This window comes from Planomicrobium sp. MB-3u-38 (assembly GCF_002836425.1).
GTDB classification, from domain to species: Bacteria; Bacillota; Bacilli; order Bacillales_A; family Planococcaceae; genus Planococcus; species Planococcus okeanokoites.
Map to the genome: position 1 here is coordinate 24,431 of NZ_PJBO01000001.1, position 14,948 is coordinate 39,378.

The 14,948-nt window shown below is 47.8% G+C and carries 12 protein-coding genes; all 12 read left to right on the top strand.

The window, feature by feature from the left end; all coding sequences use genetic code 11:
- Positions 1-2 precede the first annotated feature (2 nt).
- The gene (gene ssb / locus CXF70_RS00220) at positions 3-482 is read left to right on the top strand and encodes a single-stranded DNA-binding protein (RefSeq protein ID WP_084243441.1); all 480 of its coding nucleotides are present in this window, start codon (positions 3-5) and stop codon (positions 480-482) included.
- Between the two features lie 51 nt (positions 483-533).
- Positions 534-770, top strand: coding sequence for a 30S ribosomal protein S18 (gene rpsR, locus CXF70_RS00225; RefSeq protein WP_084243442.1), 237 nt, complete (start codon positions 534-536; stop codon positions 768-770).
- Positions 771-1,330: 560 nt separating this feature from the next.
- Positions 1,331-2,290 (top strand): YybS family protein, encoded by a 960-nt coding sequence (locus tag CXF70_RS00230; RefSeq protein WP_101800995.1) that lies wholly within the window; start codon positions 1,331-1,333, stop codon positions 2,288-2,290.
- Positions 2,291-2,303: 13 nt separating this feature from the next.
- Entirely contained in the window at positions 2,304-4,280 is a 1,977-nt protein-coding gene (locus CXF70_RS00235; RefSeq protein ID WP_101800996.1) for a DHH family phosphoesterase, read from the top strand.
- Positions 4,277-4,726 carry a 50S ribosomal protein L9 gene (rplI, locus tag CXF70_RS00240; RefSeq protein ID WP_084243446.1) on the top strand — a complete coding sequence of 150 codons (450 nt, stop codon included), beginning with the start codon at positions 4,277-4,279 and terminating at the stop codon, positions 4,724-4,726. Before CXF70_RS00235 ends, rplI begins: the two co-directional genes overlap by 4 nt.
- A gap of 12 nt (positions 4,727-4,738) precedes the next feature.
- Entirely contained in the window at positions 4,739-6,094 is a 1,356-nt protein-coding gene (dnaB, locus tag CXF70_RS00245; RefSeq protein WP_101800997.1) for a replicative DNA helicase, read from the top strand.
- Positions 6,095-6,225: 131 nt separating this feature from the next.
- The gene (locus CXF70_RS00250) at positions 6,226-7,512 is read left to right on the top strand and encodes an adenylosuccinate synthase (RefSeq protein ID WP_084243448.1); all 1,287 of its coding nucleotides are present in this window, start codon (positions 6,226-6,228) and stop codon (positions 7,510-7,512) included.
- A gap of 1,226 nt (positions 7,513-8,738) precedes the next feature.
- On the top strand, positions 8,739-10,028 hold the full coding sequence (locus tag CXF70_RS00255) for a M23 family metallopeptidase (protein WP_158241135.1): 1,290 nt from the start codon (positions 8,739-8,741) through the stop codon (positions 10,026-10,028).
- 248 nt (positions 10,029-10,276) lie between these two features.
- The gene (yycF, locus tag CXF70_RS00260; RefSeq protein ID WP_084243451.1) at positions 10,277-10,984 is read left to right on the top strand and encodes a response regulator YycF; all 708 of its coding nucleotides are present in this window, start codon (positions 10,277-10,279) and stop codon (positions 10,982-10,984) included.
- A 5-nt stretch (positions 10,985-10,989) separates the two neighbouring features.
- Positions 10,990-12,816, top strand: coding sequence for a cell wall metabolism sensor histidine kinase WalK (gene walK / locus CXF70_RS00265; protein WP_101800999.1), 1,827 nt, complete (start codon positions 10,990-10,992; stop codon positions 12,814-12,816).
- A complete protein-coding gene (locus CXF70_RS00270; RefSeq protein ID WP_084243453.1) occupies positions 12,813-14,141 on the top strand; it encodes a YycH family regulatory protein in 1,329 nt (442 codons plus the stop codon). Before walK ends, CXF70_RS00270 begins: the two co-directional genes overlap by 4 nt.
- Positions 14,128-14,940, top strand: coding sequence for a two-component system regulatory protein YycI (locus CXF70_RS00275; protein WP_084243454.1), 813 nt, complete (start codon positions 14,128-14,130; stop codon positions 14,938-14,940). Before CXF70_RS00270 ends, CXF70_RS00275 begins: the two co-directional genes overlap by 14 nt.
- Positions 14,941-14,948 lie beyond the last annotated feature (8 nt).

Sequence of the window (14,948 nt, forward strand, 5' to 3'; positions counted from 1 at the left end):
TGATGATTAACCGAGTTGTATTAGTCGGAAGGCTTACAAAAGATCCAGATCTTCGCTACACACCAAGCGGTGCGGCGGTGGCACGTTTTACACTGGCTGTAAACCGTACTTTCTCCAATGCGCAAGGTGAAAAGGAAGCGGATTTTATCAACTGTACTGTTTGGCGCAAACAAGCTGAAAACACAGCGAATTTCCTTAAAAAAGGGAGTTTGGCAGGTGTTGAAGGCCGCATCCAGACAGGCAGCTACGAGGGACAGGATGGAAAACGTGTATATACGACTGAAGTGGTGGCGGACAGCGTTCAATTCCTTGAACCGCGGAATGCCGGAGCCGGTTCAGACCGTTCACAAGGGCAGCAGCCTTCATCCTATCAGCAGAACCAACCGACAAGTCAGCAAAACAATCATACCCGTGTAGACCAGGATCCATTCTCAAGCGGCAGCGGCCCGATCGAAGTATCGGATGACGATTTGCCGTTCTAAGAACGACTGGCCAGAGGGCTTAAAATCTTAACAAAAAGGAGGTAATTCGATATGGCACCACGTCGCGGAGGCAAAAAGCGTAAAAAGGTTTGTTACTTTACGTCAAACAACATCACGCACATCGACTATAAAGATACTGACCTATTGAAGAAATTCATTTCTGAAAGAGGAAAAATCTTGCCACGTCGTGTTACAGGCACAAGCGCTAAATGGCAACGTAAGTTGACAATCGCTATCAAACGCGCTCGTATCATGGCACTTATTCCGTTTGTTGCGGAAGAAAGATAATAACTGCAGAAAAGACCGGGAAACCGGTCTTTTTTTTGTTCTCTTTTAACTATATATGTTGAATAAATAGACTTTAGTAGCCGATATTGCGCAAAACAGCTTGCTTTCCGGGGGGCTTGCGCTGAGCTAACTCGGACTCGTTACACTTCGCCCGAGTGGATCTCAGCACTTCGCTTGGTCCCCCAGGAGTCTGCGCTATTTTGCTCCATATCTCAAATTTCCTTCCATAAAAGAATGGTCTTTTTCAATTCACTTTCCAGAAAGTTACACTTCAATTCTAAACAGGGCTAGAATGAAGCGTCAGGCGGCGACTCCTGCGGGAAATAGAGCGTGTCCTGAGACCCCGCAAGAGCGAAGCGATGAGCGGAATGGTTGAAGAAGTAGTCAGTATTTCGAAAGTATTACAAAAAGACCGCGAAACATTTTTTATTCTCATTTATATATGAACAGGCATACCCATTTCGCTCCCATACCCGGTACACCCTTTTTTGTTCAGGTTCTGCAATCGTGTTACAATTATAAGGATGAAATAAACCCGAAAGAAGGGGAAAAACAGCTTCATGCAAAATCAACGAACAAGGCAAATTACGAACGGTGCGTTGATGGCAGCCGTTTTTACGGTACTGATGGCTATCACTGTATACGTTCCTATTATTAGTTTAGCAACATTGTTTTTCCTGGCTTTGCCGGTAGCCTGGTACAGCGCAAAATATCCATGGAAACCGTCTGCGCTGTTTTCATTGGCAACGTTCTTGCTGAGTCTGATTATCGGCGGAGTTTTCGCGGTGCCGGTGGCGCTTCTGTACATTCCCTTCGGCTTGATGATCGGCTTGTCGATCCATTATGGCAAGAGCAAATTGTTCCTGTTTATGGGTTCTTCCATTGTCTGGCTGATATCGGTGATGGTGCAATACGTGGCCATGATCTGGCTGTTTGGCATTAATGTCATTGAAGAGTACCTCACCGCCTCCAAAGCCACTTTGAGGAATGGCAGCAATTGGATGGAGCGCCTGGGCGGCACGGAAGAACAAATCGAACAATACAATGAATCCGTCGGCAATATGCTGACAACTTTTGAGACGACATTGCCGGCTCTGATTATTTTATCGGTTTTCGTGATTGTCTGGTTCCATCTCCTGATCAATCTGCCGATTTTGAAACGGCTTGGCACAGCGATTCCGAAATTCCCGCCATTTGCTGATATGAAATTGCCGAAATCTGTATTATGGTATTATTTAATCGTATTACTTATTTCGCTGCTTTCAGAATTTGAACCGGGCACGATCGCCTTTTTAGCTTTCGCTAACGCCATGGTTCTATTACAGATGCTTTTATTCCTGCAAGGGATCGCTTTCTACCATTTCTATATCCAGCAGGAAGGCTGGCAGAATTGGGTTAAAGTGATCGTCACTGTTTTCGCGTTCCCGCTGCAGGCATTTACAATAATCGTTGGAATCGTGGACCTCGGATTCGATATCCGGGGCTGGGTCAAAAAGGCACATGATTTTAAAGGAAAATAAGGAGCTGAAATGAATGTCGGCTTTTTTTAGGAAAAGGAAGTTGAGGTACCCGTTATTGGCATTGCTGATACTGGGGCTGGCCGCTTCGATTCTGATCGCTTTTATATCGGAATTGATTGCGGGCATATTCTTTTTTCTTTTCGCTGCCGCTTTTGCATTTACGTGGCTGATTGAGAAAAGGACATACGAAGCAACCGAAAAACATATAGAAACTCTTTCTTACCGGATGAAAAAGGTCGGGGAAGAGGCTTTGCTTGAGATGCCGATCGGCATTTTACTGGCGAATGAAGAGTTTAAGATCGAATGGGCGAATCCGTATATCAGTTCAGTTCTTGAATATGATACATTGATCGGTGAATCGATCTACAGCCTGTCGGATGACTTTCACACATTGGTGAAATCGGAAGAAATCCGCGATTTGACGGTCACACTCGGCGACCGTAAATACCGTGTCTATTACAAAGCGGATGACCGTTTGTTCTATTTATTCGACATTACAGAGCAAGTGGAAATCGAATCCTTGTATTATGCGGACCGGACCGTCATCGGCATCCTGTTCATCGATAATTACGATGAACTGGCGCAGGGCATGGATGACCAGACGCGCAGCAACCTGAACAGCCTGGTCACTTCGCTGATCAATGATTGGGGAGCGACGCATGGCATCTTCGTCAAACGGGTTTCATCCGACCGTTTCATGGCGGTCTTCAATGAATCGATCCTGAAACAACTGGAAATTTCGAAATTCGCCATTCTGGACGATATCCGCGATGTGACATCGAAGGATAATCTGGCGCTTACGTTAAGCATCGGAGTGGGTGCGGGATCCGCATCGCTCGTCGAACTTGGCAGCATGGCGCAATCTGGGCTTGACCTTGTACTTGGGCGCGGCGGCGACCAGGTGGCCATCAAGCATCCGAGCGGCAAGGTGAAATTCTATGGCGGGAAAACCAACCCCGTTGAAAAACGGACGCGGGTTCGTGCACGCGTCATCTCACACGCTTTGCGTGATTTGATCCAGGACAGCGACCAGGTCTTCATCATGGGGCATAAGATGCCGGACATGGATTCCATCGGCGCGGCGGTAGGCGTAGCCAAAATGGCCGCGATGAATAAAGTCAAAGGGCGCATCGTCCTCGACTTTGATGAGTATGACCGCAGTGTCAGCCGGCTGATGGAGGAAATTGAAGGGGACGCCGATCTGTTTGAGCAATTCATCACGCCGGAAGAGGCGCTTGCCGATATGACGGATAATTCCTTGCTTGTCGTAGTGGATACCCATAAACCGTCGATGGTGATAGAAGAACGGCTGCTTCAGCGGATGGAACGGGTCGTCCTGATCGACCACCACCGCAGAGGCGAAGAATTCATCACCAACACCATGCTGGTTTATATGGAACCATATGCATCTTCCACAGCCGAATTGGTGACGGAATTGATTGAATATCAGCCGAAGCATGAAAAGCTGTCGATGCTTGAAGCGACAGCGATGCTTGCCGGCATTATCGTGGATACGAAAAGTTTTACATTGCGGACAGGCGCCCGTACTTTCGAGGCGGCATCCTATCTCCGTGCGAATGGCGCCGATACGGTGCTTGTGCAGCGTTTATTGAAAGAAGATATGGACACGTACCTTGAACGCGCGAGAATCGTGGAAACCGTCGAATTTGTCGGGGGTGGCATCGTCATTGCCCACGGCCAGCCGGACCGCGTCTACAGCCCGGTGCTGATTGCGCAGACCGCTGATATTCTGCTCACGATGAAAGATGTCAACGCATCGTTTGTTGTAGCTGAACGGAATGAAGGCGGCGTCGGCATCTCAGCCCGGTCGCTTGGAGAAGTGAATGTCCAGGTGATCATGGAAAATCTCGGAGGCGGCGGCCACTTGACGAATGCGGCAACCCAAATGCCGGAAGCGACAATCGAAGAAGCGATTGCATCATTAAAAGAAACCATTTCAGAAACATATGAGGGGGAGCAAACCGAATGAAAGTTATATTCCTGAAAGACGTAAAAGGCAAAGGCAAAAAAGGCGACATCAAAAACGTGGCGGATGGCTACGCACACAACTACCTGTTGAAGAACAACCTGGCGAAAGAAGCCGATCAGGCAGCCATCAGCCAATTGGCTGGCCAGAAGAAAAAAGAGGAAAAAGAATCTGCGCATGAACTGGCAGAAGCACAGAAACTGAAAGAAGAGCTTGAAAGCCTGACAATCGAACTGCAGACAAAATCTGGTGAAGGCGGCCGTCTATTCGGTTCGATCACAACGAAACAGATTGCCAAGGAACTTGAAAAAACACATGGCATCAAAATCGATAAACGCAAAATGGAATTGGATGACGCCATCCGTGCGCTCGGTTACACGAATGTGCCGGTGAAATTGCATCACGATGTAACAGCGACGCTTAAAGTTCACGTAACAGAAGAAGCGTAAGGGGATGGACCGATGAACGATATTATGGATCGTGTCCCCCCGCATAACCAGGAAGCCGAGCAATCGGTTCTTGGCGCCATCTTCTTGGAACCGCAATCCCTGATTTCGGTCGCGGAAATTGTCATGCCGGAAGATTTCTACCGCATTGCGCACCAGAAAATCTTCCAGACGATGATCAATTTATCGGATCGCGGAAAAGCGATTGATGTAGTGACAGTCACTGAAGAGCTTTCCGCCAAAAAGGAATTGGAGGATGTCGGCGGGCTGTCGTATCTGACGGAAATCGCCAACGCGGTTCCGACCGCGGCGAACGTCGGCCATTACGCCCATATCGTCGAAGAAAAAGCGCTGCTTCGCCGTCTGATCCGTGTGGCGACTTCCATTGTGGAAGACGGTTTTACACGCGAAGACGAAGTGGAAGCGTTGCTTGCTGAAGCGGAAAAGAAAATGATGGAAGTATCCAGCCGCAAGAACGCTGGAGATTTTATTCACATCAAAGATGTTTTGGTGAAAACGTATGACAATATCGAATTGCTGCATACGCGCAAAGGGGACGTCACAGGGATCCCTACAGGCTTCCGGGACCTCGATAAGGTGACGGCAGGGTTTCAGCGGAACGACCTGATTATCGTGGCTGCACGGCCTTCTGTCGGTAAGACGGCTTTTGCGCTGAACGTGGCGCAGAACGTCGCGACCAAGACGGACGAAAACGTCGCCATCTTCTCACTGGAGATGGGGGCGGAGCAGCTCGTCATGCGTATGCTCTGCGCGGAAGGCAATATCGATGCGCAGGTGCTGCGTACCGGTGCTTTGCAGAATGAAGACTGGCGCAAGCTCACGATGGCGATGGGCAGTCTGTCGAATGCCGGAATTTTCATCGATGATACGCCAGGCATCCGGGTCAACGATATCCGTGCGAAATGCCGCCGCCTGAAACAGGAATACGGCCTTGGCATGATCATGATCGATTATCTTCAGTTGATCCAGGGACCAGGCAAATCCGGTGAAAACCGCCAGCAGGAAGTATCGGATATTTCCCGTTCACTGAAAGGCCTTGCCCGTGAACTTGAAGTTCCCGTCATCGCATTGTCCCAGCTGTCCCGTGGAGTGGAGCAGCGCCAGGACAAGCGCCCGATGATGTCGGATCTTCGTGAATCGGGAAGTATTGAGCAGGATGCCGATATTGTATCGTTCCTGTACCGTGAGGATTATTACGATAAAGAAACAGAAGACCAGAACATGATCGAGATCATTATCGCCAAACAGCGTAACGGCCCGACCGGTACGGTGAAGCTGGCATTTGTGAAGGAATACAATAAATTCGTCACCATCGACTGGAGTCAGCACGAATCCGGCGGAGACTTCTAAACACGAACGTTCAAATGTGAAAGCACATTTGCGTTCGTGTTTTCTTTGGTTTTTGATTGACTAAAGCGCTTTTCATTGATACAATTAACCCTGTTTGAAACAAGGGCGCAAGCCTGACGGAGGTGCGGACAATGACATCAGTCGTAGTAGTAGGAACGCAATGGGGAGACGAAGGAAAAGGGAAAATCACAGATTTTCTATCCGAGCACGCGGAAGTGATTGCACGCTATCAGGGCGGAAATAACGCTGGGCACACAATCATCTTTGGCGGAGAAACATATAAACTGCATTTGATTCCATCGGGGATTTTTTATAAAGACAAGATTTCAGTGATCGGCAACGGCATGGTCGTGGATCCGAAGGCTTTGGTAAAAGAATTGAAAGGTCTTCACGACCGTGGAGTGACCACTGAAAACCTGCGCATCTCCAACCGTGCGCACGTGCTTCTGCCTTACCACATCAAACAGGATGAAGTCGAAGAAGCGCGCCGCGGCGCCAATAAAATCGGGACTACAGGAAAAGGCATCGGGCCGGCTTATATGGACAAAGCTGCGCGTGTCGGAATCCGTATGGCCGACCTGTTGGATCATGTCGTATTCGAAGAAAAACTTCGCATGAACTTGAAAGAGAAAAACCGCCTGTTCGAGAAATTCTACGAAACAGAAGGCTTTACTGTCGAGGAAATCATGGAAGAATATTATCAATACGGCCAGGAAATCGCCAAATACGTAACGGATACATCGAAAGTATTGAATGACGCATTCGACGAAGGCCGCCGTGTCCTATTTGAAGGTGCACAAGGTGTCATGCTTGATATCGACCAAGGGACATACCCATTCGTGACGTCATCCAACCCGGTTGCCGGCGGTGTGACGATCGGAGCGGGCGTTGGACCGACGACGATTTCACACGTTATCGGTGTCTGCAAAGCCTATACATCGCGTGTGGGCGACGGACCATTCCCGACTGAACTATTCGACGAAACGGGCCAGCAGATCCGCGAAGTCGGCAAGGAGTACGGCACAACGACGGGCCGTCCGCGCCGCATTGGCTGGTTCGACAGTGTTGTCGTACGCCATGCTAGACGTGTCAGCGGATTGACGGACTTGACGGTCAACTCGATCGACGTTTTGACAGGGCTTGAAACAGTGAAAATCTGTACAGCATACCGTTATAAAGGTGAATTGATCACGGAATATCCAGCGAACCTTCGCATGCTGGCTGATTGTGAGCCGGTATACGAGGAACTTCCAGGCTGGACGGAAGATGTAACGAAATGCAAATCGCTTGGTGAATTGCCGGATAACGCGCGCCATTACCTGGAGCGCATCGCGCAATTGACAGGCGTCCAAATTTCCATCTTCTCTGTGGGACCTGACCGCAACCAGACTAATATTGTAACAAGTGTTTGGAGATAGCAACGAAAAGCGACGGCACCCGTTAAGCTCTGGAAGGCATAAGACGATTTGGCGAAGCGGCGTGTTTTCAGCCGCACAGCCAAAGTGGCTTATGACCCGAAGAGCTGGGTCGCCGGAGACTAGACACACCGAAAAGCGGAAACGGCCGTTCAGCTCCGACAAGCGTAAGGCGCTCTGGCGTAGCGGTGTTTTTTCAGCCGCCTAGCCAGAGAGACTTACGACTCGAGGAGTTGGCCGTTGGAGTCTAGACAAAGAAAAGCGACGGCACCCGTTAAGCTCTGAAAGGCATAAGACGATTTGGCGAAGCGGCGTGTTTTCAGCCGCACAGCCAAAGTGGCTTATGACCCGAAGAGCTGGGTCGCCGGAGACTAGACACGTTGATTTGATATATAGCAAGAAGCCGGACATTGCGTCCGGCTTTTTTTGATTTAGAGAAATTATCTACTCTACAATCATTACGCTTTAGGCGGATGCTTTCCGCGGGGAGCGGCCTAAGCCTCCTCATCCGTTGCGCTCCTTGCGACGAAGCAGTGCAGCGATGCAGGAGCACATCTTTGCCCTTCACCGGCTGACGCTCCATTAGGATTTGTGTAGAATTACGTTATGTACTTACTTATTTAATACAGACTTAAATAGATAACCTTTTTAGAAAGTAACCTGAGATATGAAGCAAAACAGCGAAGACTCCCAAGGGAGTAGAACCTGAGTTGGCTTGCCAACTCAGGTTCGAGCGAAGTGCTGAGATCCACTCGGGCGAGGGGGACCGAGACCGAGTTAGCTCAGTGCAAGCCCCTAGGAAAGCGAAGCTGTTTTGCGGAATATCGGTTATCATCCGCTATTCAATAGATCCAAAAGAAGCCGTACGCTTAGTCCGGCTTCTTTTTTAGAGTGATTATTAAAGTTGTACATATTCTGTCCATAATTTTCGCTATGTTAATAAAACATCCACATTCTATTACTTTGAATACTACAGATATATGACATATATGACGGATTTTTACCTTAAATAGGCTTTTTTATTGGATAGAAAAAGAAAAAACAACCATAAACTTAAGAAGTAATCCTAATAAAAACCATTAAATGTAATTAAATGGGTTAAACAATACGTTTTATTTACACTGAGCAGTTTTATGCTATTTTGGTATAAGTTTGTGATAAAGTGATGGAGGTTTAATTGAACAGGAGATTTTCAGAGAGAATCAATGAAGGGGGATTATGAGTACTATATGAGGAACTTAACTGACAAGAGCTTCAGCATTAGCGGCTCAAACCTTATTAAAATAGCGGCATCGATTTTTCTGGTGATGGGTTTGAATACGAACCCTGCAGCAGCAGAAAATATTGGCCATGATGGTTTAAAAACGATTTATCATATATATAACGGCGGCAAGTATATCGGCGCCGTAAATGAAGACGAAAAAGTGGAAGACTTGGTGGAGGCGAAAGTCGCTGAAGCCGGACAGGAATTTAAGGAATTGAATCTGGAGCCTGACGAAAGCTTCAATATGATCGCGGAGCAGGTTTTCGAACCGGCAGCCAAGAATGAGGAAGAGATCCTGGCGGCATTGGACGAAGAGCTGGAGGTGAAAGCATCCACTTTCGCTTTGACACTGGACGGTAAAGTCATCGCCCAACTGAAAGACCGTTCAGCTTACGATGAAACGCTCCGCCAAGTGCTGCTAGCATACGCAAGTCCGGAAGAATTGGATCAGTGGGAAGCCAGCAAACGTACTCCAGAAGCTTTACCTGAACTGGAAGCAGGCGAAACCCGTGTCACATTGATCGATATAGAGGATAATCTTTCCGGCATGTCCGACCAGGCGGCGCCGGCAGACATCAGTACGCCTGAAGAAGCAGCGACGCTGCTATTGGAAGAAAAGGACATCACAGTAACTGTTGAGAAAGAGGAAAAAGTAAAAGAAGGGCTCAAATTTGAGACAGTCGAGAAAGAAGACGAAGAGCTGTTTATCGGCAAGTCAAAAGTCGAGCAAAAAGGCAAAGACGGTGAAAAGCAGGTCGTCTACACGATTACGGAAACTGATGGAGAACAATCCGGACGTGAAGCCGTGGAGGAAGAAGTGACGGCAGAGCCGGTTGAAAAAGTGGTATTGAATGGTGTGAAAGAATTGCCGTCTGTCGGAACCGGCAAATTTGTGTGGCCGGCTCAAGGCGGTTACATTTCAAGCAAAAAAGGGCCGCGCTGGGGCAGAGAGCATAAAGGCATCGATATTGCCCAGCCGGACGGCTTTGATATTCTGGCTGCGGATCACGGCGTCGTGAAAGCGGCAGGTGCAGACGGCACTTTCGGCAATCGCGTCATCATTGATCACGGCAATGGCTATGAAACGATCTATGCGCACCTCAAAACAATCGACGTCAAAGTCGGTGCTAAAGTGCCGCAGGGGACGAAAATCGGTGTGATGGGAACGACAGGACGCTCAACCGGAATCCATCTGCATTTCGAGATTTCGAAAAATGGCGCAACTCAAAATCCATTGGATTATGTAAAACAATAAAATGATCGGAATGCCAGCGAGCGGGAAATATGATTTCCGATTCGCTGGCATTCATTTTTCTGTCGGCGTAAAGACCCTGGATGTTACGGCAAATAAACAGGCAATTCCACCAAAAAACCTTTGAATATTTCCCGGGAAATATCACGCAATGAATGAGAGATGCTAAACCGCCTGAACAGTGATAAAGTTAAGGTAGAAAAGTTTACGATCAGGATGGGAATTTCTATTCAAAAAAGGGGAGATCATTGATGAATAAGACAATTTTGGTAGTGGATGATGAAAAGCCGATTGCAGACATTCTGCAGTTTAATCTTAAAAAAGAAGGATTCAATGTCGTTTGTGCCTACGACGGAGATGAAGCGATCAAACTGGCGGAAGAAGTGAAGCCCGATTTGATGCTTTTGGATATCATGCTGCCGAACCGCGATGGCATGGAAGTATGCCGGGAAGTACGCAAAAAATACGATTTCCCGATTATCATGCTGACTGCGAAAGACTCGGAAATCGACAAAGTTTTGGGTCTGGAATTGGGTGCGGACGACTATGTGACGAAACCGTTCTCGACGAGAGAATTGGTGGCGCGCGTGAAAGCCAATCTTCGCCGTCAGAATATCGTTCCTTCTGAAGAAACAGGACCGAATTCGAATGACATCCAAGTGGGTGCTTTAACCATCCAGCCGGATGCCTACCTGGTACTTAAACGTGAGGAAACGATCGAATTGACGCATCGTGAATTTGAGCTGCTGCATTATCTGGGCAAGCATATCGGTCAGGTCATGACACGCGAACATTTACTCCAGACAGTATGGGGCTATGATTACTTCGGGGATGTTCGCACAGTGGACGTAACCATCCGGCGCCTGCGTGAAAAAATTGAAGATAACCCGAGCCATCCGGCATGGATCGTTACACGCCGCGGAGTAGGGTATTATTTGCGAAATCCTGAACAGGAGTAGACTGAATGCAGAAAGTAACCTTTTTTAAATCAATTCATGTGAAAATTGTGCTGATTTATATCCTGCTGATCCTCTTGGCGATGCAGATCATCGGCCTTTATTTTGTACAGCAATTGGAAGAATCGTTAATTCAGAGCTTTGAAGAATCCCTGAACGACCGGATGGAAATCATCGAATTCAGTGTGCGGGAAGAGATGATCAGGAACCGGACGGATGACGACTTGACCGTTGAACAAAGCCTGCGTTCAGTATTGAACGGCTTCAGATCCGATGATATTTCTGAAATCCGTGTGGTCAATTCCCAGTACCGCATCATCGGCTCTTCGGCCATCGAAAAACAGCCGTTGATCGGTCAGCGTTCTGCGGATGGATTGGTAAGGGAAACCATCCTCAGTGGGGAAGCCAAACAGCAGATTAAAATAAACAAAGAAACCGAACGCCGGGTATGGGTCGCCACGCAGCCAATCATGACAGTTGGAGGCGAGTTGCTCGGAACCCTCTATATAGAAGCGAAAGTGGAAAATGTCTATGACCAGATGGACGAAATCAATTCGATTTTGGCCGGAGGGACGGCATTGTCCCTGGTGATAACGGCAATTCTGGGTATTCTGGTTGCCCAAACCATCTCCAAACCGATTTCAGATATGCGGAAACACGCCCAGGCCATGGCAAAAGGGAATTTCTCCCGCAAGGTCCGTGTTTACGGCGATGATGAAATTGGGCAATTGGCGAAAGCATTCAACCATTTGACGAACCGTTTGCAGGAATCCCAGCAATCAACAGAAAGTGAACGCCGAAAACTGGCTTCCATTCTGGCGAATATGACGGATGGCGTCCTATCGACGGACCGCAGGGGAAGAATTATCCTGATCAACGATCCGGCGCTGCGCCTGTTGAATGTTTCACGTGAAACGGTGATGAACCGTCCGATTACAACCGTTCTTGGACTTGAAAGTGAATATACATTTGAGGATCTGATCCACATGAAAGATGCGATCACACTCGATTTCGGTACTTACGATCAGAGTGCTTTGCTGCGGACAAATTTCTCGGTTATCCAGAAAGAGACCGGATTTGTGAATGGCTTGATTGCTGTATTGCATGATAATACGGAACAGGAAAAAATTGATATGGAACGCCGGGAATTCGTTGCGAACGTATCGCATGAACTGCGTACGCCGCTGACGACCATGCGCAGCTATCTAGAAGCGCTTGCAGAAGGCGCATGGCGGGATGAAGAGCTGGCTCCAAATTTCCTGAATGTCACGCAAACGGAAACAGAGCGAATGATCCGTTTAGTGAATGACTTACTGAAATTATCGAAAATGGATTCAGGCGACACCGAACTCAATAAGGAAATGGTCGATTTCAAAGTATTCTTCAACCGGATCATCGACCGTTTTGAAATGTCGAAGTCCCAGAATGTCATTTTTGAGCGTGATATGCCTAAATCCCCGTATTTTGTGGAAATAGATACCGATAAGATGACACAGGTTTTCGATAATATCATTTCCAATGCGCTGAAGTATTCACCTGACGGCGGCAAGGTTTCATTCCAGGTAAGTGAAGTGGATGGCCTGCTGCAAACGAAAATCAGTGACCAGGGGATGGGTATACCGAAAGAGAATCTGGATAAGATTTTCGATCGTTTCTACCGTGTCGACAGGGCGCGTTCAAGGGAAATGGGCGGCACCGGACTGGGGCTCGCGATTTCCAAGGAAGTGATCAATGTCCATGGCGGCGCTATTTGGGCGGAAAGCGATTACGGCAAAGGGACAACGATATTCTTCACGCTTCCATTTGAAACAGATGACGGAGGTGAGTGGGAATGAAATATATCGAACAGATAAAATCGATCGTCCTGTTCCTGCTTGTGTTTCTCAGTCTCGGTCTGACGTTTACAATCTGGAATTTCACGCCGAAGACGCTGGCTCCGATCGATGACCCGGCACCTTCGCTCGAATCCGCGATTGTGGAAACGAAAAAAATCGAGCAAGTAGTCAGACCGGTGAAAATTCTTTACCACGGGGAAGAAGACGTCAACGGAACAGTGAATAAAGATGAAATAGACTTATTATTGAAGTCGATGAACCAATGGGAAATCAGCGATTTGACCTTGCTGTCGGATGAAGCGACAGTGAGTGAAATGACAGACATCATGCATGACCCGGCCCGCGCGGTTCTCTATTACCCGGGTGCCGTGCCATTTCCGGTGTTCGACGCGATGATGAATATTACAGACACCAATGTGCCGGAAGCAACCTTCAACCGGATGGTCATCAACTGGGAAAGCTCTTCGAACGGAGCGCTTGAAATTTATTTCGTGAACTCGGATTCGGGACGCATCTACGAAGGTGCTGTGCAATTGGGTGATATTGCAAGCTTTGAACAGAGCATTATCGTTCCTGCTGAACAATATCCACTTTATATAACCGATAACTCGATAGGAACGCTGCCGATCTATATACCGGAAGAGCCTGTCGATACTTCGAGTTACGTTTATCTATATGAAGAAACGCCGTTGGACGCATATGCGAGCCGGCTCTTCGACGGACCGGCAAACAATCTTACTGACGGAAGCTTTACAGATAATACCGGGGCGTTCCTGGAAAGAAATGAAACCACTAAAGGGTTGGAATTTGTTCAATCCAAGGCAGAAACAACCGATCCTGCCATTCCTTCTGAACTAGTTTTCAATACGACAAAGTTCATCAACGACCATGGCGGCTGGACCAACGACTATTATTATTTCGGCATGGAGCCGATCAACCAGTTGATCGACTATCGCTTGTTCATCAACAATCTTCCGGTATTCGGTTCAACCGTATCGCCTGTCATTGAATTGCAATGGGGGACGGCCGACGGCGAAGAGCAGGTTTTCCGCTATAACCGGCCAATTTATATAGTGGAACCTACCGGCAGAACAGTGACGAAAGAACAGGCATCAGGTACGGCGGTTCTTGCGGCCTTGTCACGCTTGAGTGAGGAAGAAAGAGCGCAAGTCGAAGAAATCATGCCGGGCTATGAGTTGACCCGGAATGCGAACGATTCCGATCGTCTGATGATGGTCGAACCGAATTGGTATTTCAAAATCAACGACACATGGCTGAAGTTGACGAATGAAGTGTTAGGGGGGGGACCATTTGGACTGGAGTAGAACAAAGTCGATTTTTATCATCGTCTTTTCCATTTTGAATATCTTTTTATACACCCTATATTTGGAAAGTTACACAGAAGCCGAAAACTTTTCAGTCCTGACGGAATCAGCGGTGGACGACAGGCTGGCCGGTGACCAGATCACATACCCGGATGATCTGGAAACGGAGCCGGGCGAGGAGCCGTATATCAGCGGCACCCGGAAAGTGTTCACTAAAGAAGACGTACCGGTTAAAGACACCCGGGTCGCGGTCGTCGATAAATATATGTTGAATGTCGCATTCAATGAACCCATTCGCATCGGGGACGAGCAAAACAAGGAAAGCCTCGAAGCTTTTCTTGCTGCGAACATCTATAAAGGCGAAGACTATGTATTATGGGATGTCATGGAAGAAGAGAACAAAGCAATCTTCTATCAGGAAATCAACGGCAAAACGTTGTATCATAGTGATAGCGGAAAAGTGACGCTTCTCTGGAATGAAGAAGGAGAAGCTGTGCGCTACGAACAAACCATCTTTACGGACCTTGTTGAAAATGCCCAGAGCAAAGATGTCATTCCTCCAAAACGAGCGATTGAAACACTCTATGGAAAAGGTACATTGCAGCAGAATTCTGAAATCACTTCAGTGGTTCTTGGTTATTCGGTATACGTTTCCGTTTCTGAAGATACACGGATGTTCCTGCCGACTTGGCGGATCATGGTGGAACTTGAAGACGGTTCAACGACGGATCACTTTGTGAATGCCATCAAAGACGGAGTCATTGAATTCAACAAGCCGGAAGAAGAAGGTTCTCAATAAGGAGTTTT